This is a genomic window from Labilithrix luteola (genome assembly GCF_001263205.1).
Taxonomy (GTDB): domain Bacteria; phylum Myxococcota_A; class Polyangia; order Polyangiales; family Polyangiaceae; genus Labilithrix; species Labilithrix luteola.
In genome coordinates this window covers 9,643,473-9,661,932 of sequence record NZ_CP012333.1, presented here as the reverse complement: position 1 = coordinate 9,661,932, position 18,460 = coordinate 9,643,473, and the positions used below count along the sequence as shown (strand labels likewise).

The window sequence follows — 18,460 nt, the reverse complement described above, 5'->3', positions numbered from 1 at the left end:
GCTTTCCGACATGACGAGTGGCCTGCCGCGTTCCCTCGAGCACCCGCTTCCCGCGGGCCTCCGTGACTTGCTTCCCGAGGAGGCCCAGAGCCGTCGGGCGCTCGCCCAGCGCGTGCAGTCGCGCTTTGCGGCCTTCGGCTACCGACTCGTGACACCTCCCGTGTTCGAGCTCGCCGACGTGGTGGAGCGAGGACTCGGCACGCTCTCGTCGAACGACGTGCTGCGGTTCGTCGAACCGGAGTCCGGCGAGGTCTGCGTGCTTCGGCCCGACATGACCCCGCAGATCGCGCGCATCGTCGCGACGCGGCTTCGTGACCATGCGCCGCCCTTTCGGCTGGCGTACGAGGGAACGGTTGTGAGGCGCAGGATTGGCCGCGCGAAGAAGCACCGCCAGATCCCGCAGGTCGGCGTCGAACTGTGCGGCGTGGCGGGGCCCGAGGCCGACCTCGAGCTGCTCGAGCTCGCGGCCGACGTTCTTCGCGAGGTTGGGCTCGAGCGCTTCACGATCGACGTGTCCGACGCGGGCATTGTGCGCGAGCTCCTGCACGGCGTCGCGGCGGAGCATGCCGAAGACGTCACGCGCGCGCTCGGCCGCAAAGACGAAGCGCAGCTCTCGGAGCTCACGGAAGGTCTCGCGACCCGCGACGCGCTCCTGGCGCTCGTGCGCCTGCACGGAGGCCGCGAGGCACTCGTCGAGGCCGTTGCTCTCTTGGCGTCGACGCGCGCGGCCGAGCCTGCCAAACGCCTGCTCGCGCTGTTCGACGCTGCGGTGGCGCGCGGCCTGTCGAGCCATCTCACGGCCGACGCCGGCGAAGTGCGCGGATTTGCATATTACACGGGTACGATCTTCTCGATTTACGCCAAAGGTCCAGGCGAGCCCATCGGTGCGGGCGGCCGCTACGACGAGCTACTGTCGCGCTTCGGTGCGCCGATGCCGGCCATCGGTTTGGGCCTCGACCTCGACGCGCTCGGTTGGGCGCGCAAGGACGCGGGAATGGGTGAGTCCGCACCCGACGGCGTGGTCGTCGTAGGTGCTCCCGACGACCCACGGTTGCGCATGCTCCGTGAGCGGAGCCTCGTCGCAGTCGCGCTTTCGACACGCGAGTTGGCGACGAGCTATGCACGATCGTGGAGGTTCGCGGCGGTGTGGGATGGAACTTCGCTTTTCGATCCGGTCACCAATGCGCCGCTTGGAAAAAGCGCGAGCGTGACATCGGTCGATGAGGCCTTTCTCCAAACGCTTGCCGTGCTAAGGAGCGCGTCTCGAGGAGATTGATCGAAGAATGCCGGCCGTCGTAATCGTAGGCGCTCAGTGGGGTGACGAAGGCAAGGGCAAGATCGTCGACATCTTCACCGAGCATGCCGACGTCGTCGTGCGCTTCGGTGGAGGTCCCAACGCGGGTCACACGCTCGTCGTTGGCAACGAGAAGCTCATCGTCCGTCTCGTACCGAGCGGCATCCTCCGCCAGGACGTCGCGTGTGTGCTCGCCCAGGGAATGGTGATCGACACCAAGAGCCTGCTGACCGAGCTCGAGGAGCTCGAGCGCCGCGGTCTCGGCTCGCTCGGAACCAGCGGGCGCCTCGTCGTGTCCGACCGCGCGCACGCCATCCTGCCGTACCACGTCCTGGTCGACGGCCTGCGCGAGCAGGGCAAGGGCGCGATCGGTACCACCAAGCGCGGCGTCGGACCTTGCTACGAAGACAAGGTCGCGCGCCGTGGTGTTCCGCTCGGAGCCTTCCGCGATCCGGCGCGCCTGCGCGCGCTCGTCACCACGGCCATCGAGTGCTGGACGCCCACCATCCTCGCGCTCGGCGGTCAGCCCCGAGCGTCGACGAAGTGCTCGAAGCCATCGAGCCGTCGCGCCAGCGCATCCTGCCGATGCTCGTCGACTCGCAGTCGATCGTCGAGCGCGCGGTGCGTGAGAAGAAGAAGGTCGTCCTCGAAGGCGCGCAAGGCACGCTGCTCGACATCGACCACGGAACGTATCCCTACGTCACGTCGTCCACGCCCACCGCGGGCGGCGCGTGCGTCGGCGCAGGCATCGGTCCCACGCGCATCGACGAGGTCATCGGCCTCGTGAAGGCGTACTGCACGCGCGTCGGCGGCGGCCCGTTCCCCACGGAGCTCCACGACGACATCGGCGAGCGCATCCGCAAGGTCGGCGCCGAGTTCGGCTCGGTCACGGGCCGCCCGCGTCGCACCGGCTGGCTCGACCTCCCAGCACTCCGTTACGCGGTGCGCGTCAACGGGCTCGATGGTCTCGCGATCACGAAGCTCGACGTCCTCACCGGCCTCGAGGAGATCAAGGTCTGCGTGGCGTACGACACGCCGAGCGGTCGCACGACCGACTTCCCGCACGACGACCTCGAGCGCGCAGTGCCGGTCTACAAGAGCCTCCCCGGTTGGAAGCAGGACCTCGCCTCGGCGCGCTCGCTGGACGAGCTTCCCGCCGAGTGCCGCGATTACCTCCGCTTCATCGAGACCGAGGCCGAGTGCCGTGCGGTTCTCGTGAGCGTGGGCTCGCGTCGCGAGGAAACGATCGTCCTCGACGACCCGTTCCTCCGCTGAAGTTTCCAGGCGCAGGAATGCGCCGTCGTCCTCTGCTAGGCTTGAGCGCGGTGGTCGTCGCCGCGCTCGTCCTAGCGTCCTCGGTCTCGAGCCTGGCGTTCAGCCTCTCGTTGAGCCCCGCGTTCGCGCAGGTATCCTCGTCGTCCGCTCCGGGGACGTACGGAACTGCGCGCCCGGCAGAGTGTGTCGGGCTCGACGGCCTTCGCACCACCAACGTGTGGGAGCGCGCGAAAGAGCCGCAGCTTCGCCGCTACTGCGATCTGCTCGCCAGCGGGACCGCGAAGCTCGTCGGTGACGGCCCTCTCGCCAAAGACGTGCTCACGATCGCCGACGAGGCCGACCGCCTCCTCGCCGGACGTGCCGCGCCCAGCGTCCTCCGCGGACGTGCGTTGCTCCGCCTCGGCAAACCGCAGGCGGCGCTCGAGGCGTTCCAGGAGGCCGTGAAGCGCGACGACCGCGCGCTCGACGATCCGGTTGCGCTTCTCGCGTGGGCTCGCGCGAACGCGCGGACGAAGCATTTCGACGAAGCTGCCCAGGCGTATCGAGCGGCGCTCCCGCGCACGTCCACGTTGCCGGCGCAGGAGCGGGCGGCCGCGTCGTTCGAGGCTGGCATGATCGTAATGGCGCAAGGGCCGAACGCGATCGATGCGGCCGTGGCGATGCTGAAGCAAGCGCGCCGCGACAGTCAGGATGCGCTCCAAGTGGCGAGCGTCGTCGGTCTCGCGCTCGCGCTCGATCGTGCAGGGCAGCGTGACGAGGCGAAGGCCGTCCTCGCCGAGCGCGTACGCGACGGAGCGAAGGCGCTCCTCAAAGACGCGCGCGTGCTCGGTGCACTGAGCGACGCGGGCGTTCCCGAGGAATCGGATGCCTTGGCGGGCATGGCCCTCGAAGGCGTCGACGCCGCCGGCGCGCGCGAGGCTTGGAAGAAGTATCTCGACGGGCCAGGGGGCAAGGGGCCTTGGGCCTCGCACGCCAGCGGTCACGAAGGCGTTGGGGCTCCGTCGAAAAAGGGGACGCGATGAGGCACTGCCGGCTCGCCGTCCTCGCCGCGGCCGTTGCCACCTGGCTTGCGCTGTCGGCGACGGCTCGTGGAGACACAGCCCCGGGCGTTTGGGACCGCGCGCGCGATCCTCAGCTCGAAGACACCTATCGCCTCCACGTGGAGATCCAGCGCCGGCTCACGCTGTCCGGTGATCCCGGTCGGAGCCAGCTCCTTCTCGCGCGGGCGATGCTCGAGCGCGCCAACGCGGAGACGAGCCCCGACGTTCGCCTGCGCTTCGATCTCGGCAACGTCTACCTGCGCCTCGGCGACGTCGGTAAGGAGTACTACCAGCGCTCTGCGAAGGTGCTCAAAGCGGCGCTGCGCGATGCGCCGGACCATCCGATGGCCGAAGAGAGCTGGCTGTGGCTCGCCTTCGCGTGCGGCCACACGGGCGAGTACGCGTGCGAGCGCGACGCGTACATCCAGGTCTTGCGCCGGGCGAGCGAGGAGGTGTTGCGCGCAACGCCGCTGCTCAATCTGGCCGAGACGTCGATGCACCTTGGTGACTTGGCGGGGGCCGTCGAGGGGTACCGCGAAGCGCTGCGTATCTCGTCCAGCATTCCATCGGACACGACGGCGCCACTCGCCGTCTGGGGTCTTGCCGTCGCGCTCGATCGCTCGGGCGATCGCATCGAGGCAGAGAAACAAGCACGCTTCGCGATCAGCCTCGAGCGGTCGCTCGGCTTACGCGCACCTTGGGGCGGAAGCGTCTCGGCGCTCCTCCACTCGGAGAACGTGTTCTTCGTGCCCGAGTACGAAGTGCACTGGTACGACGCCCTCGGCGCGGCCGCCCTGGCACGAGCGGCAACGAGCGCATCCGAAGCCGCGCACTTGTGGCGAGTGGCCGAGGAGGCCTTCCGGGCGTACGTCGCGCGTGCGACCCCCACCGGCGACCGGTGGCTCGAGCTTGCGAAGGCGCGTCACGCCACGGCGAAGGCCGAGCGCGAGAAGGCCGAACGCGCGAGAGGCAAGGAGCGTCCGAAGTCGCTTGGCGACGGCGACGAAGTCACGCTGTGAACGACGTTGCCATCAAGACCGCGCTCGACGACGTTCGTGCGCGAGAGGACTTGCGGGCACGCCGGGCAGCCGATCCCGTCGAATTCGTGCACCGCTACCGTTCGAACGAGGATCGCGAGATCGTCGCGCTCGTTGCCGCGACCTGCGCCTTCGGCAACGTGAAGGCCATCCGCCTCAAGCTCGAAGATCTTCTTGGACGCGTGGGCCCGAGCCCAGCACGCGCAGGCGACGAGCCCAAGGCCCTGTTGAAGCGGCTGCAAGGCTTCAAACACCGGCTTTTTCGCGGCGAGGACGTCGGACGACTCATCATCGGCGCTCGGCGCGTGCAACGCGATGCGGGGGAGCTCGGCGCCGCGTTCGAGGCCGAGCTCGCCGCCGCGGACCGCGAATTTGCCGTCCAGGGCGCGACCGGCAAGGAGCTCCACGAGCGCCAGGCCGAGGCGCTCAAGGAGGCGCTCGCCCGGTTCTGCGACCGGATTCGGGAGGGCGGCGGCTTGGCGCTCGCGGGCGAGCAAGATCCCAGCGGCCGCCGCGGACCGGCGCACCTCCTCTCGAACGCTCGGGCGGGAAGCGCTGCCAAGCGCCTGTTCCTCTTCCTCCGCTGGATGATCCGCCCCGCCGACGGCATCGACTTCGGCCTCTGGCGGATTCCGCCGAACCGGCTCCTCGTTCCGGTCGACGTTCACATCCACAAGCTCTCGAAGAACCTCGGTTTCACCAAGCGGACGGACGTTTCGTGGCGAACGGCCGTGGAAATCACGCGCGCGCTGGCCCGTTTGGACGCCGACGACCCGATTCGGTACGACTTCTCGCTCTGCCACCTGGGCATGGTCCAGCGCTGCCCATCGCGCCGGGATGCTGCGCGTTGCGAGGGCTGTGGGGTCATGCCGGTCTGCGTCCACTGGCAGGGGCGGGACCGGCGCGCAGGCGCGGAATCGGCCTCGAACAAGGCCCAGGCGGCCCCTCGGACCGGGCAGAAAACTGGGCGAGCCCTGCCGGTCGTGAGAAGCACGTGACTTCCAAGAGCTTTCCGTGAGACGCTTCCGGAAGGCGCCGGTCGTGGGTTGTCCCGCATTTAATCGGCCGCTTTACGCTTCCCAAGACGGCTCCAAAGAAGCCCTTCGCGCTTCGACCATCTTCAGATGCCCGCAACGAAGAACGCACAGAAGAAACAGTTTCCGCTGGACGCTCTCCGCACCGACGGCTGGTTCGAGCGCATCGGCGAGGGCATTGGCAGCTTTCAGGCGCTTTGCGAGATCGTCGGCGAGCGCTTCTTTGCGTTTTCGATCATCGTCGGCGCGCGCATCACGGCGCTGACGATCGACCGGCGGAGCCCCGACCAGACCCTGGTCGACTTCGTCGTGGGCTCGGTCGACACCGACGGAGACCTCGAACCTCAGCGGCTCACGCTCGCCGATTTTCGCCGCCGCCTCGTCGGCGCCCTCCTCGTCGAGGAGGAGAAGGAAGCCCCGGCGCCCGAGCGCGAGACCGACGTGGAGGCCATCCAGCTCTACATCGGCGTGCGCTACCTGCTTCTCGCGCCGCTCTACGGCTATTCGCTGACCTCGCTCACCATCGAGCCCAACGAGCGCAACGAGGCCGAGCTCTCGGTGCTCCACGACGGAGATCCGGAGAAGTACGAGCTCGACGGCTTCCGCATGCGGATCCGCTCGCACGTGCGCGAAGAGCTCGATCGCGTGGCCACCGGCGCCCGTTCGGCCATCGACCTTTCGAAGGTCGCCGAGGCCGAGGCCTGCGCCCTGCGCAAAGAGTGGCCGAAAGTCATCGCGCTCCTCGGCACGTGGCCGGCGCCCCTCGCGATCTTCCTCCGGACGCCCGAGGGACAAATGCTGGCCCCCGAGGCCCGCGCTCTCATCGCCAAGGGGCTCGGCCTCCTCGGCTCGGCGTGCGTGCACCTCGGCGAGATCGAGCAGGCCGAAGAGGTCTTCCGCATCGGCATCCAGTACGCCCAGGAAGGCATGGCCGCCGCCGAGCTGTTCCGCCGCCTCGGCGAAGCGCTGCTTCTCAACGAGCGTCCCGGCGAAGCCATCGGTCCGCTCCGCCGCGCCCTCGCGTTCGGTGGCCTCCCGCAGGAAGTCTTGCCGCCGCTCGCCCGTGCCTTCATCAAGCGTGGCCGCTACGTGGCCGCCTTTGCTTGCCTGAAGGACGCGCTCGCGTCGGGCGCCGTCGAGAAGGACCTCGCCGACGACATCCGCGAAGTCGAAGGCAAGCTCGGCCCCGCGCTCACCGCCTGGAAAGCGCGGATGCTGACGGTCGACTGACCGCAGCCCGCCCAGGAATTGCAAACCCGTTCACGAAGCGCTTCGTGAACGGGTTCTATAAATTTGCGACGGGACGGTCAGGAGCCGTACTTCGCGACCAGCGCTTTGGCGCGCTCCACGAACTTCGCCTGGTGGAAGCGCTCGAAGTCGGCCCACGTGGTGAGTGAGCGCGTGTCGTGGACGCGGTCGAGGAAGACCTTGCCGTCGAGGTGGTCGCACTCGTGCTGGAACGTGCCCGCCGTCAGGCCCTTCACCTCGAAATCGAGGTCATTTCCGTGCCGGTCCCATGCGCGAACGCGCACGCCGGTGAAGCGATACACTTCACCCCTCAGGTTCGGGACGCTCAGGCAACCCTCGAAATTCAGGAAGGTCTCCTCCGTCGTCGGCGTGACCTCGGGGTTCACCAAGACGGTGAGGGGATAGTTCGGTTTGTACGGATATCGCGGGTTGTTCTTGATCTCGATCGCGCAGATCCGGACCGGCTCGTAGACCTGGTTCGCCGCGAGGCCGGCGCCATTCGCGTCGTGCATGGTCTCGATCAGGTCGTCGATGAACGCCTGGAGCTCGGGGGACGAAAGCTCCTCCTTCGTGAGCTTTCGCGTGGTTTCGCGCAGGATCGGGTGCCCAATGGTCGCGATCTTCCGGATGGCCATCGCGGCGAACCCTAGCACCAACGGAGGGTTGGAAGGCGCGGGCGTGGCGACGGCCGCGTCCACTCGGAGCGGCGGGTTGGGAGCTCCGCCGCGGACCGTCCGGATGAGCCGCCGGGCCCTGGGCGTGGCCCGAACGCGGCGCTGCGGCCCCGTCGTTGACTTTCCAGGGCCTTACGCACTAGAAACCCGGGAACCTAGCTCCCGAAAATCGCGCGCGTTTGTTACGCGAGCCGCGTCTCTTCGGGAGGGGTCGCACGAAGGACTCCCTGGACTACCACGCATGATCCCCACGTACGCCCCGATGTTCCTGATGATCGCCACGGCGGCTTTGCTCGCCGGGGTCTTCTTCATTGGCGCGAGCTTCCTCGGTGGAAAGCTCAAAAAGACGCCCGAGAAGATGAAGCCCTTCGAGTGTGGCTCCGAGAGCTCCGGTGGTCGCCACCTGAAGCTCTCCGTGAAGTTCTACCTCACGGCGATCCTCTTCGTGGTCTTCGACATCGAAAGCGTCTTCATCTACCCGTGGGCGGTTCAGTTCAAGAGCCTCGGGTGGGTTGGTCTCGCGTCGATGTTCGGCTTTCTCGCCGTGGTCATCGTCGCCCTCGTTTACGTCGTGAAGAAGGGAGCTCTCGAATGGGAGACCTGAAGCAAGTCACTCTCGAGAACAGCTCCACGTCGGGCTTCGCTACGACCAAGCTGGATGCGCTCCTCAACTGGGCGCGTAAGTGGTCGCTGTTCAAGTACCCGTTCGTCACGGCGTGCTGCGGAATGGAATTCATGGCGCTCACGAGCCCGCGTTTCGACGGCTCGGCGCGCTTCGGTGCAGAGGCCCCGCGCTTCTCGCCGCGCCAGAGCGACCTCCTGTGGGTCGTCGGCACGATCTCGCAGCGCCAGGCGCCGGTCCTTCGCCGCATCTACGAGCAGATGATGGAGCCCAAGTGGGTTCTCGCGTTCGGCACGTGCGCGAGCTGCGGCGGCTTCTACGACAACTACACGACGGTCCCGGGCATCGACAAAATCATCCCGTGCGACGTCTACGTTCCGGGCTGCCCGCCGCGTCCGGAGGCCGTTCTCGACGGCTTGATGCTCCTGCAGGACAAGATCACCCGCGGCGATCGCACGCCGGGCATCGTGAAGCCGCGCGAAGATCCCTCGGACACGCTCGTGAAGCTTCGCCGCAGCCGAGAGGAGGCCTGAGATGAGCGAGCGCGTTCTTCAGGTCCTCAAGGACAAGTTCGGCAGCGCCATCCTCGAGACGCACAGCCAGTTCGGTGACGAAACGGCGGTCGTCGAGGCCTCGCGCTGGCACGAGATCTGTCTCTTTCTCCGCGACGACCCGCAGATGAACTTCGACATGTTCGTCGATATGTGCGGCGTCGACTATCCGGAGCGCGAGCCCCGCATGGAGGTCGTTCTGCACCTCTACTCGATTGCTCGCCGCCATCGCCTTCGCCTCAAGACTCGCGTTGGCGACTCCGAGATGGACGGAGCCGAGGTCGACACTGTCACCGACGTTTGGTCCGGCGCGAACTGGTTCGAGCGTGAGGTCTACGACCTCTCCGGCGTGACCTTCAAGGGCCACCCGGATCTTCGCCGCATTCTCATGTATCCGGAGTTCGAGGGACACCCGCTCCGCAAGGATTACCCCGCCAACAAGACCCAGCCGCTCGTGCCGTATCGCACGGAGGCCGAGGCCGGTTTGCCGCTCGAGAAGATCGCGCCTTTCCGCGCGGACGAAGGCATGCCGTTTGGTCGCCGCGGAACGTGGGGCCAGGACCGAGGAGAGAGCTGACATGGAGCCGATCGATCTCGACCTCGAAGAGAGCGAACTCGAGCTGCCCGCCGAGCCGATGCACCTGAACCTCGGGCCTGCGCACCCTGCCATGCACGGCACGGTGCGTATCGTCCTCGAGTTGTCCGGTGAGACGATCGTGAAGAGCGACGTCCAAATCGGCTACCTGCATCGCGGCTTCGAGAAGATGTGCGAGCGCGGGACCTGGGCCCAGGTCTTCCCGTACGTCGACCGCCTGAACTACGTCTCGCCGATGCTCAACAACGTGGGCTACGCCCTCGCTGTCGAGAAGATGTGCGATATCCAGGTCCCGGACCGCTGCCAGTGGTACCGCATGATCCTGGGCGAGCTGGCCCGCATCTCGGACCACCTCACGTGCACGGGCGCGATGGCGATGGAGCTCGGCGCATTTACGCCGTTCCTCTGGTTCATCAAGGCCCGCGAGATGGTCTGGGACATCCTCGAAGAGGAGACCGGCGCGCGTCTCACGCACTCGTTCGGCCGCATCGGCGGCATGGCCCAGCCGCCGACTCCGGCGCTGAAGGAGATGTGCCGCAGCGCGCTCTCCGCGATTCTCAAGATCGTCGAAGACGGCGAGGGCATGCTCCTCAAGAACCGTATCTTCATCGATCGCCTCGAGAACACGGGCATCATCAGCGCCAAAGACGCCATCGCCCTCTCGTGGACGGGCCCCACGCTCCGCGCGAGCGGCGTGGCGTACGACATCCGCAAGGCGCACCCGTACCTCAAGTACGACGAGGTCGACTTCGACGTGCCGCTCGGCAAGACCGGCGACACGATGGATCGCTTCCTCATCCGCCTCGCCGAGATCCGTCAGAGCGTGCGCATCATCCTCCAGTGCTGTGACCGCATGGCCGACGAAGGCCCGGTCAACACGGACGACGCGCGCGTGATCCTCCCCCCGAAGTCGGACGTCTACACGACGATCGAGGGCACCATTCAGCACTTCAAGCTGATCATGGAAGGGGCCAAGGTTCCGAAGGGCGAGGTCTACTCGTACACCGAGGCCGGCAACGGCGAGCTCGGGTTCTACCTCGTCTCCGACGGCTCGGGCACGCCCTACCGCGTGCGCATCCGTCCGCCGTGCTTCGCGGTCACCGCCGGCCTCTCGCAGCTGATCAACGGCAGCATGCTGAGCGACATCGTGCCGGTGTTCGGTTCGCTCAACATGATCGGCGGGGAGTGCGATCACTGAGGTTTCCGCCTCGCCGCGCGCGTCGGACTTCCTGAGCGCGCGCGGTGAGCTCGAAACCGTTGCTCGTTTAGCGCTCCCGATCGCGCTCGCGCAGTTCGGGCTGATGCTGCTCGGGCTGGTCGACGTTGCCATTCTCGGTCACGCGTCGTCGACGGAGCTCGGCGGCGCGTCGATCGGGCGATCCATCGGCTTCGCCTCTCTCTCGCTCGGCATTGGGGCGTCGTCAGCGCTCGAGCCGCTCGCGGCGCAGGCCGTCGGGGCAGGAGAGGACGAGCAGGCCTGGCACGCGCTGGTCGCGACGCTGAAGGCGTGCACGCTCGTCTGGGCGCCCTGCGCACTCCTCGCGATCGCGGCCACGTTCGCGCTCGAACCGATCGGCATCGACCGCGCCCTCGTCGGACCGGCGCGCGCGTTTCTCGTCGCGCAGATGCCGGGCCTGCTCGGCTTCACGCTCTTTCTGACGGCGAAGACGTACCTGCAAGCGCACCGCGTGACCGTGCCCGCGCTGGTTGCCACGGTCGTCGCGAACGTCGTCAACGTGATCGTGTGCAATGCCCTCGTCCACGCCGAGCTTCGTGCGTTCGGGCATTCCATGAGCCTCGGCTTTCGCCCGCTCGGCGCGCTCGGGGCAGGGATGGCGAGCTCGGTGGCGAGCATCGTGATGGCGGTTTGGATGGTGATCGCCGCCTATCGCAGGCGCCCACCGCTGTCGCCGACGAGGCCCAAAGACGCCGCGAGTACGAAGAAGGTGCTGAGGCTCGGTATGCCCATCGGCATGCAGCTGCTCACCGAGATCGGCGTCTTTTCGCTCGTGGCCGTCCTCGCGGGCCGACTCGGCGCCGTCGCCGTCGCGTCGCATCAGATCGCGATTGGCCTCGCGAGCTTCACCTTCATGGGCGTGCTCGGTATCAGCGGCGCCACCGCGGTGCGCGTGGGCCATGCGATCGGCGAACGCCGCTCGCCTCGCCAGCCGGGGCTGCTCGGAATCGGTCTCGGTGCCGCGTTCATGCTCGTGTCGGGAGCGGTGTTCCTCACCATCCCCGAACTGCTCATCCGGCTGTTCACCGACGATCCGAACGTCGTCGCGCTCGGCGTGACGCTTCTACGCATCGCCGCGGGCTTCCAGCTCTTCGACGGCGTGCAAGGAGTTGCGGCGGGCGCGCTCCGCGGGGCCGGTGACGTACGCATGGCCTTCGTCGTGAACTTGGCGGCGCACTGGCTCGTCGGGTTCCCTCTGGCGATGCTTCTCGGCTTCCACCTTCATTGGGGCGCTCCGGGGTTCTGGTGGGGGCTCCTCGTCGGGCTCTTCTTGGTAGCCGTTTTCCTCACCTGGCGATTCGTCGTGATTACTCGCGGTCCCGTCGGCCGAGTTTGACCCTTCGTCGCAGACCCAGCACGACCGTTCGTCTGCTTTACAGCCATTTCAGTGCCCGATTGGCCGAGCTCAACACACGCAGATACAGTGTACGATGATGGTGACCATTAAACGTTAATCTTGTGATTCGCTTGGGATTCTCGGCGCATCGAACTTGACGGTCGAGGTCCGGGGAAGTCATCGTTCCAATCTCGGTATCGGAACGAGATAGCCAATGCGGACCTTCCCCTTCCTCCAAACAGTCCTTCCGGCCGTTCTATTCGCGACGGCTGTGATCACGTCCTCCGTCGCGTGCTCCAGCTCCTTCTCGCCGAAGTCCTGCTCAGCCGATGCAGAGTGTGGCGACGGTTTGGTCTGCGCACTCGAGGCTCAGCCTGCGGTCTGTCGCGCCGCCAGTGACTCGCCACTTCGCATCGGAATGAGCGCGCCTGCGACGGGCCCGAGCCAAGACCTCGGCGTCGAGATGAAGAAGGGGGTGACGCTCGCGTTCGATGCGCAGAACGCCGCGGGTGGTATCCGAGGTCGCAAGCTGGAGCTCCTCTTCCGCGACGACCAGTACATTCCTGACAACGCCGAGAATGCGGTTCGTGATCTCCTCGAAGTCGAGCAGACGCAACTGCCCGCGCGCTGCCTCACCTCGACCAACCCGCCGGTCGCGGGGCAAAAGGCGATCGGTCCGAACGCGCTCGATCGCGGGCCGGATGGCGTCATTGCGCTCCTCGGCAACGTCGGTACGCCGACCATGGTGCGCACCGCGCCGATCGCGGTGGAGACGCAGACGCTCTTCTTCGGCGCCTTCACGGGCTCGGCGAAGGTGCTGCGTGACGGCAGCGCGGGGCCGGCGTGCAGTCGCTACATCTTCAACGTTCGTGCGAGCTACGGTCAGGAAGCGCGCGCCACGCTCGAGTACTTCTTCAAGCAGGGTGTGCCCGATGGGAAGCACATCATCAGCTTCGATCAGAACGACACGTTCGGTCAGGCGGGGTACGACGGCATCACCAACGCGTACACGGCGCTCAAGGGCTCGGTCGACTCGACGCCGCCGACCGACGAGATCAAGCGATTCCGCTACGTGCGCGACGACGTCACGAGCGTGCCCGCGCAGGTGCAGGCCACGGCGCAGTACCTCTCCTCCGTGCTCGCGGCGGACAGCGCGAATCACGTCGTCGGCATCATGGCTACCGGCACGTACGGTCCGGTCTCCAACTACATCCAGGCGATTCGCCAGTGGCAGTACGCGAACGACGCCGATCAGACGACGAGCAAGCGTGCGACGCGCCTGACGGTGCTCTTCAGCGCCGTGTCCTTCGTCGGTCCGAACACGCTGGCCGCGCGCCTCCGCGACGCCGGCACGGTGAACACGCCGAAGGGCGCGACGCCGTACACCGACGGCGTGGTCGTCTCGCAGGTCGTTCCGAACTACGACTCGGACAACAGCGACGTCGTGAAGCAGTACCGCGAAGCTCTCGGTTCGACGCGCCAGACCGCGAGCTTCACGTCGCTCGAAGGCTACGTCGCCGCGCGCGTCTTCATCGCTGGCCTGCTCTCTCACAAGGGCCCCTTCGTTCCAACCGCGCTGCTCGACACGTTCGAACAGCTTCCGAGTCAGGACCTGGGCCTCGGGGCTTCGAGCTTCAGTCCTCAGAGCCACCAGTACTTGAAGTCGGTTTGGGGCACGGCCATCTCGCCCGATGGCACGTTCTCGAACCGGTACTTCTGGACCGACGGCACGGCGATTCAGCTGTTCGAATAATCAACGAAGCCTCTCTTGTGGCACGCGGGTGGGGGGATCCAAACCATGTTCGTTGGGCAGTACAGGTGAGACACCATGAGTGAGATCCTCGGAAAGTACCAACTCGTCGCGGAGCTCGCGCGGGGCGGCATGGGGATTGTCTATCTCGCGGTCAGTCAGGGCCCTGGCCGGTTCAGCAAGCTGCTCGTCATCAAGGAACTGAAGCCGGAGCTCGCCGAAGACGCGTCGTTCCTCCAGATGTTCCTCGACGAGGCACGTCTCGCAGCGCGCCTGAATCATCCCAACATCGTCCAGACGTACGAGATCGGGACGGACGGCGACCGTCACTTCATCGTGATGGACTACCTCGAGGGCATCAGCCTCGCGCGCGTGCTCAAACGCAAGAGCGAGAAGTTCACGGCCGCTATGCAGCTCCGTGTTCTCTCCGAGGCGTTGCAGGGCCTCTCGTACGCGCACAACCTCACCGACTTCGACGGAACGCCGCTCGGATCGTGCATCGCGATGCGACGCCTCAGAACCTGTTCCTCACCTTCGACGGTCAGGTGAAGGTCGTCGACTTCGGCATCGCGAAAACGCGTGACAGCACCGTCGAGACGCGCACCGGCGTCCTCAAGGGCAAGCCGGGATACATGGCGCCCGAACAAATCTCGGGCGACGTCGACGCTCGCTCCGACGTCTACAGCGCCGCGGTCATGCTCTGGGAAGCGGTCGTTGGCCGCCGTATGTGGCAAGGGAAGGGCGACGTCGAAGTCCTCGCCAACATCCTGCGCGGTCAGACTCCGGCGCTTCGTGAAGTGAAGCCCGACGTCGACGAGAGGATCGCCTCCATCTGCGACAAGGGCCTCGCGAAGGATCGCGAGGAGCGCTACCACAGCGCGCAGGCCCTCGCCGACGACATCGACGCGTACATGGCCGAGAAGGGCCTGGTCGTGTCGCCGCGCGAGATCGGCAAGGTCGTCTCCGAGATCTTCGCCGAGGAGCGTGAGCGCACGCGCGCGACGATCGACGCGTACCTGCAGTCGCTTCGTAGCGGCATTGCGCAGGCGGCGCTTCCGCGGATTCGGTCGCAAGCCCCCGAGACGATCACGCCGAGCGGCAACAGCAACAGCAACCGGTTGGTCGGAACGGGCACGTTGCCGAGTGTTCCGAACGGGCCGACGTCGGCGAACCAGCCCACGCCAGCAGGCATCGAGTTCATCAATCCGAGCTTGGTGCCCGCCTACGCGCCGGATCATCCTCGAAAAAAGAGCCGCACCGGGCTGCTGCTCGTCGCAGGTGGGGTCGTGCTGGGAGCGCTCGCCGCGTTCGGCTTCGTGCTCTCGAAGAAGCCGGGGCCGAACGTCGAGGCCACGCAAGCGCTCGACTCGCACACGTCGGAAGAATCGGGCGCGCCTGCCGCGGCCGCGCCCATTCCACCGCCCGTGACGGCCACGGCGACAGGCCCGTCGACGCACGAGCTCCACGTGAAGGTCACGCCGCCCGTGGCGACCGTCTCCTTCGACGGCGTCACCTACGCGAACCCTGCGAAGACGACGTGTCGTCACGGGACGTCGGTCCTCATGCGCGCGAACGCGACCGGGTACTCCGCACGCGAGCGCAAGATCGATTGCGACAAGGACGAATCGCTCGAGCTCGTGCTCTCGCCGCTCGCCGTCTACGTGCCTCCGCGTGCCCAGCCCGCGCCGGCACCTGCGCCGTCCCCGACGCAGGCGCCTGCCTCGACTCCGGCGAGCGCGGCCGCCAAGACGGACTGCAATCCGCCGTTCTATTTCCAAGGAACGAAGAAGGTCTTCAAGCCTGGCTGCTTGTGATTCCAGGAGACGATGACGATGTCCAAGAACACCTCTCGCCGCGTTCACGTTCTCTCGCTCGTCGCCGCCTCGTTCTTCGTCGCCGGAGTCGCCGATGCAGCACCGCCGACCAAGGAAGAGTGTGTCGACGCGCACGGGCGCGCCCAGGACATGCGCGAGAAAAGCCAGCTGGCGCGCGCCCGAGCGACGTTCCTCGTTTGCGCGAACCCAGCGTGTCCGAGCCTCGTTCAGGCCGACTGCGCGCACTACGCGGACGAGCTCGAACGACTCGTTCCCACGGTGACGTTCAACGCACGTGACGGCGCCGGGGCCGACCTTCCCAACACGCAGGTCTTCGTCGACGACACGCAGGTGGCTTCGCGCCTCGACGAGGGCAAGGCGTTCGACATCGAGCCGGGCAAGCACGTGGTGCGCTTCGTCCACGACGGCAAGGAAGTCCCGGTCAAGGTCGTCGTGAGCCAGGGCGAGAAGGCGCGCCCCATCAGTGCCGTCTTCGGCGACCCGAAGCCCGCGACTCCGGCGGGTGGTGCATCCACCGACGGAGGAAAGACGGAGCCCAAGGAGCCCAAGGAGCATCGCTCGGCGCTCCCGCTCGTCGTTGCCGGCATCGGGGCTGCGGCGCTCGGCACGGGGCTCGCGCTCACGTTCGTGGGCCTCGGCAAGGTGCCCGACAGCTGCAAGGTCTCCTCGCACGAATGCGCGGCACCTCCGGGCAGCCCGGTGTTCGACGATGCAAAGAACGGTGTCGGTCTCGCGAACATCGGGTTGGTGACGAGCATCGCGGGTGGCGCCGTGATGATCGGCGGGCTCGTCTGGTATTTCGTGCAGCCGACAACGAAGACCACGACGGTCGGACGCGGCGTGCAGTGGACGCCCTGGGCCAGCGCTTCCAGCGCAGGTCTCGGCGCGCACGGAACCTTCTGACGCGCTCGCGCGCGCCTCCGGATTCAGCTCCGACTCAGCGAACGTTCGCCACGCGTGCCTTCGGCGCATGCGTGGCGTTTCCCATTTCGTCGAGCTCGTAGAGCTCCTCTTCGAAGTTGGCGACGCGGTATCCCGCGCCGATCGACGTGACGCGAACGAGAACCTTGCCTTCGGACGAATCGTCGACGCGATAGCCCGCGACGTTGCCTTTCGAGACCTCGTCGACGAACTGGCGCCGTCGCTTTTCCCGCGCGCTTGCCATCCCGACGGCGAGCGCGCCGGCCACGACGCCGCATGCGGAGAAGAGATACAGCAGGGCAAGGCCCACGGTGCCCAACGCGCCCGACGTTTCGGGCGTCCCGCGCAACGCGATCAGCGCTCCGAGCGTGGCGAGGAGTGCGCTCGCGATGCCGACAACGCGCTCGCCACGCTCTTCGCCCGCGAGACCTTTCTCGGCGAGCTTCTGCGACCACGCGAGGGGCGCGCCGAAGAAGGCGAGGGTAGCGAGCAAGCCGGGCACCCAGAACATCGAACCAACCGTGACGCCCAGAAGGGCGCCGAGCAGAAAGACCGCGGGCTGCGAGTCCTCGACTGTGCGACTCGACAGCATGAAGAGGCCACCGCCCAGGGCACCGTTGAGTGCGGCGAGAGGCAAGGACGCAAGCCACCCCACGCGAAGGTTCGTGCTGCCAACCGTTGCGCGCGAGCGAAGGATGAGCGCCCAGACGAGGCCGACGACGAACGTCGGCAGCCCTGCGAGCACGCCAAACCCTCCGAACGTGGTCGTGTGACTTGGCTCGGGCTGGCCGAGGATGTATCCGAAGACGCCCCCGGTGGTTGCCGCGAGCGACGCAGCCATGGCCAAGGCGTTGAGGGCGCGGAGCTGGAGGAGGGAGCGGAAGGGGGCGGGAGGCTTGGCTTCGTCTCATCCCGCGAAGGTGGCGAGGGCGGCGAAGGTGACATGCGGCGCAATCCGCTTCCGACTGTAGCGCTACTCGTGAGACAACAGAATTGGTTCAACCAGTTTTGCTCGGCCCGATTTCGCCGCTCGCCTGCTGGGGCTGTATGAAATCACACGAGACGGCCTACCGGCACTTGACGGTGGCGGCGGACAAAGGTGCCATAACGGTGCGGGTGCTCGGTCGAACGCTCGGTCGGATGTGAAGGGGTGGCGATGGAACGACGAAACATCCGAAAGATGACGCAACAGGGGCTCGGCGCGGTCAGCCCGGCCGACGGCACCGACAGCGGCGAGCTCAAACGGCCGTCTGCGCCTGGAACTCCAGTTTCCGGCCCCGCGTTTGCACCCACGATTCCCGCAGGGCCCGCGATCACCGAGCCGGTCACGACGGTGGTTCCGCGGGACAAAAAGATCAGCGGTCCGCCGACGCCACGTGAAGAGCCCGATGACGGAGCGCCTTCGCAGAAGGCTCCCTCCGGCTCATCATCACTCAGCGGATCCTCGCCGCCTTCTCAGCGGAAGCGGACTCCGCCGCCCGTGCAATCGTCGCCGCCGTCCCAGCGCAAACGCACGCCCGCCCCGGGCGGCACGGGAGGCGCGCGGGGCTTTCGTGACGAGGAAATCGGCACGTCGGCGGCGCTCGCCGAGATCGCCGCGGGCATTTCACGTCGCGCCATTCCGCGCCTCGTTCGCTCGCGCGACGAGCTGGCGGCAGCGCCGATCAACCATCGTGAGGGCTTCCTGCTCGCGCATGTCGATGGTTCGACGACGGTGCAGGGCCTCATCGACGTTTCGGGCATGACCGAGGACGAAGTGATGGCCATCGTGGGCCGCCTCCGTCGCCTCGGCATCGTGCAGCTCGGCTAACGGCCCAGGGCAGCTGAAGCACGGAGGGCTCTCCGGAGCCGCTCTCACGAACCTCGCGAAAACTTTGCGCGATTGACGCGCCTTTGGGGCCGTTCCTGGGCCTTTCGATGGGCCGAGCTCGCCCCCAATCGAGGGCACTGAACGGCGGCCTTGATTGCGGGCTTCCAACCGTACGCAAATCGTCGTAAATCGTCGCGACAC

The 18,460-nt window shown here is 66.9% G+C and carries 17 protein-coding genes and 1 pseudogene; 16 read left to right on the top strand and 2 right to left on the bottom strand.

Going from position 1 to position 18,460, the window contains the following annotated elements:
- The first annotated feature begins 10 nt into the window (after window positions 1–10).
- From hisZ to AKJ09_RS41840, 6 genes and pseudogenes are all read left to right on the top strand, one after another.
- The gene (gene hisZ / locus AKJ09_RS41865; protein WP_146653436.1) at window positions 11–1,276 is read left to right on the top strand and encodes an ATP phosphoribosyltransferase regulatory subunit; all 1,266 of its coding nucleotides are present in this window, start codon (window positions 11–13) and stop codon (window positions 1,274–1,276) included.
- A 7-nt stretch (window positions 1,277–1,283) separates the two neighbouring features.
- A pseudogene (locus AKJ09_RS41860) lies at window positions 1,284–2,569 on the top strand (adenylosuccinate synthase).
- A 17-nt stretch (window positions 2,570–2,586) separates the two neighbouring features.
- Entirely contained in the window at window positions 2,587–3,591 is a 1,005-nt protein-coding gene (locus AKJ09_RS41855; RefSeq protein WP_146653435.1) for a tetratricopeptide repeat protein, read from the top strand.
- The gene (locus AKJ09_RS41850; protein ID WP_146653434.1) at window positions 3,588–4,628 is read left to right on the top strand and encodes a tetratricopeptide repeat protein; all 1,041 of its coding nucleotides are present in this window, start codon (window positions 3,588–3,590) and stop codon (window positions 4,626–4,628) included. Before AKJ09_RS41855 ends, AKJ09_RS41850 begins: the two co-directional genes overlap by 4 nt.
- Window positions 4,625–5,644 (top strand): TIGR02757 family protein, encoded by a 1,020-nt coding sequence (locus tag AKJ09_RS41845; protein WP_240488804.1) that lies wholly within the window; start codon window positions 4,625–4,627, stop codon window positions 5,642–5,644. The genes AKJ09_RS41850 and AKJ09_RS41845 overlap by 4 nt, the downstream gene beginning before the upstream one ends.
- 126 nt (window positions 5,645–5,770) lie before the next feature.
- Window positions 5,771–6,910 carry a tetratricopeptide repeat protein gene (locus AKJ09_RS41840; protein WP_146653433.1) on the top strand — a complete coding sequence of 380 codons (1,140 nt, stop codon included), beginning with the start codon at window positions 5,771–5,773 and terminating at the stop codon, window positions 6,908–6,910.
- 77 nt (window positions 6,911–6,987) lie between these two features.
- On the opposite strand, the gene def is transcribed toward AKJ09_RS41840, so the two are convergent.
- Window positions 6,988–7,563 (bottom strand): peptide deformylase, encoded by a 576-nt coding sequence (gene def / locus AKJ09_RS41835; protein ID WP_146653432.1) that lies wholly within the window; start codon window positions 7,561–7,563, stop codon window positions 6,988–6,990.
- A gap of 280 nt (window positions 7,564–7,843) precedes the next feature.
- Between def and AKJ09_RS41830 the strand changes: the two genes are divergently transcribed.
- The 9 genes from AKJ09_RS41830 to AKJ09_RS41790 all read left to right on the top strand — a co-directional run bounded on the left by AKJ09_RS41830 (window position 7,844) and on the right by AKJ09_RS41790 (window position 16,431).
- A complete protein-coding gene (locus AKJ09_RS41830; RefSeq protein WP_240488803.1) occupies window positions 7,844–8,206 on the top strand; it encodes an NADH-quinone oxidoreductase subunit A in 363 nt (120 codons plus the stop codon).
- Window positions 8,194–8,757, top strand: a complete 564-nt coding sequence (locus tag AKJ09_RS41825; protein WP_146653431.1) for an NADH-quinone oxidoreductase subunit B — start codon at window positions 8,194–8,196, stop codon at window positions 8,755–8,757. Before AKJ09_RS41830 ends, AKJ09_RS41825 begins: the two co-directional genes overlap by 13 nt.
- Before the next feature lies 1 nt (window position 8,758).
- Entirely contained in the window at window positions 8,759–9,352 is a 594-nt protein-coding gene (locus tag AKJ09_RS41820) for an NADH-quinone oxidoreductase subunit C (RefSeq protein ID WP_146653430.1), read from the top strand.
- 1 nt (window position 9,353) lies between these two features.
- Window positions 9,354–10,568: an NADH-quinone oxidoreductase subunit D gene (locus AKJ09_RS41815; RefSeq protein WP_146653429.1), complete on the top strand. Its 1,215-nt coding sequence runs from the start codon at window positions 9,354–9,356 to the stop codon at window positions 10,566–10,568.
- A complete protein-coding gene (locus AKJ09_RS41810) occupies window positions 10,561–11,943 on the top strand; it encodes an MATE family efflux transporter (RefSeq protein WP_146653428.1) in 1,383 nt (460 codons plus the stop codon). Before AKJ09_RS41815 ends, AKJ09_RS41810 begins: the two co-directional genes overlap by 8 nt.
- 214 nt (window positions 11,944–12,157) lie before the next feature.
- On the top strand, window positions 12,158–13,696 hold the full coding sequence (locus AKJ09_RS41805; RefSeq protein WP_146653427.1) for an ABC transporter substrate-binding protein: 1,539 nt from the start codon (window positions 12,158–12,160) through the stop codon (window positions 13,694–13,696).
- Between the two features lie 75 nt (window positions 13,697–13,771).
- Window positions 13,772–14,242 carry a protein kinase domain-containing protein gene (locus AKJ09_RS55785; RefSeq protein WP_146653426.1) on the top strand — a complete coding sequence of 157 codons (471 nt, stop codon included), beginning with the start codon at window positions 13,772–13,774 and terminating at the stop codon, window positions 14,240–14,242.
- The gene (locus tag AKJ09_RS41795) at window positions 14,188–15,507 is read left to right on the top strand and encodes a serine/threonine protein kinase (protein WP_169928293.1); all 1,320 of its coding nucleotides are present in this window, start codon (window positions 14,188–14,190) and stop codon (window positions 15,505–15,507) included. The genes AKJ09_RS55785 and AKJ09_RS41795 overlap by 55 nt, the downstream gene beginning before the upstream one ends.
- A gap of 12 nt (window positions 15,508–15,519) precedes the next feature.
- Window positions 15,520–16,431: a hypothetical protein gene (locus AKJ09_RS41790; protein ID WP_146653424.1), complete on the top strand. Its 912-nt coding sequence runs from the start codon at window positions 15,520–15,522 to the stop codon at window positions 16,429–16,431.
- Between the two features lie 34 nt (window positions 16,432–16,465).
- Here AKJ09_RS41790 and AKJ09_RS41785 read toward each other — a convergent pair whose 3' ends face one another.
- A complete protein-coding gene (locus AKJ09_RS41785; RefSeq protein WP_146653423.1) occupies window positions 16,466–17,290 on the bottom strand; it encodes a hypothetical protein in 825 nt (274 codons plus the stop codon).
- A 315-nt stretch (window positions 17,291–17,605) separates the two neighbouring features.
- Here AKJ09_RS41785 and AKJ09_RS41780 point away from each other — a divergent pair, with 315 nt between their 5' ends.
- Entirely contained in the window at window positions 17,606–18,259 is a 654-nt protein-coding gene (locus AKJ09_RS41780; protein WP_146653422.1) for a hypothetical protein, read from the top strand.
- Window positions 18,260–18,460 lie beyond the last annotated feature (201 nt).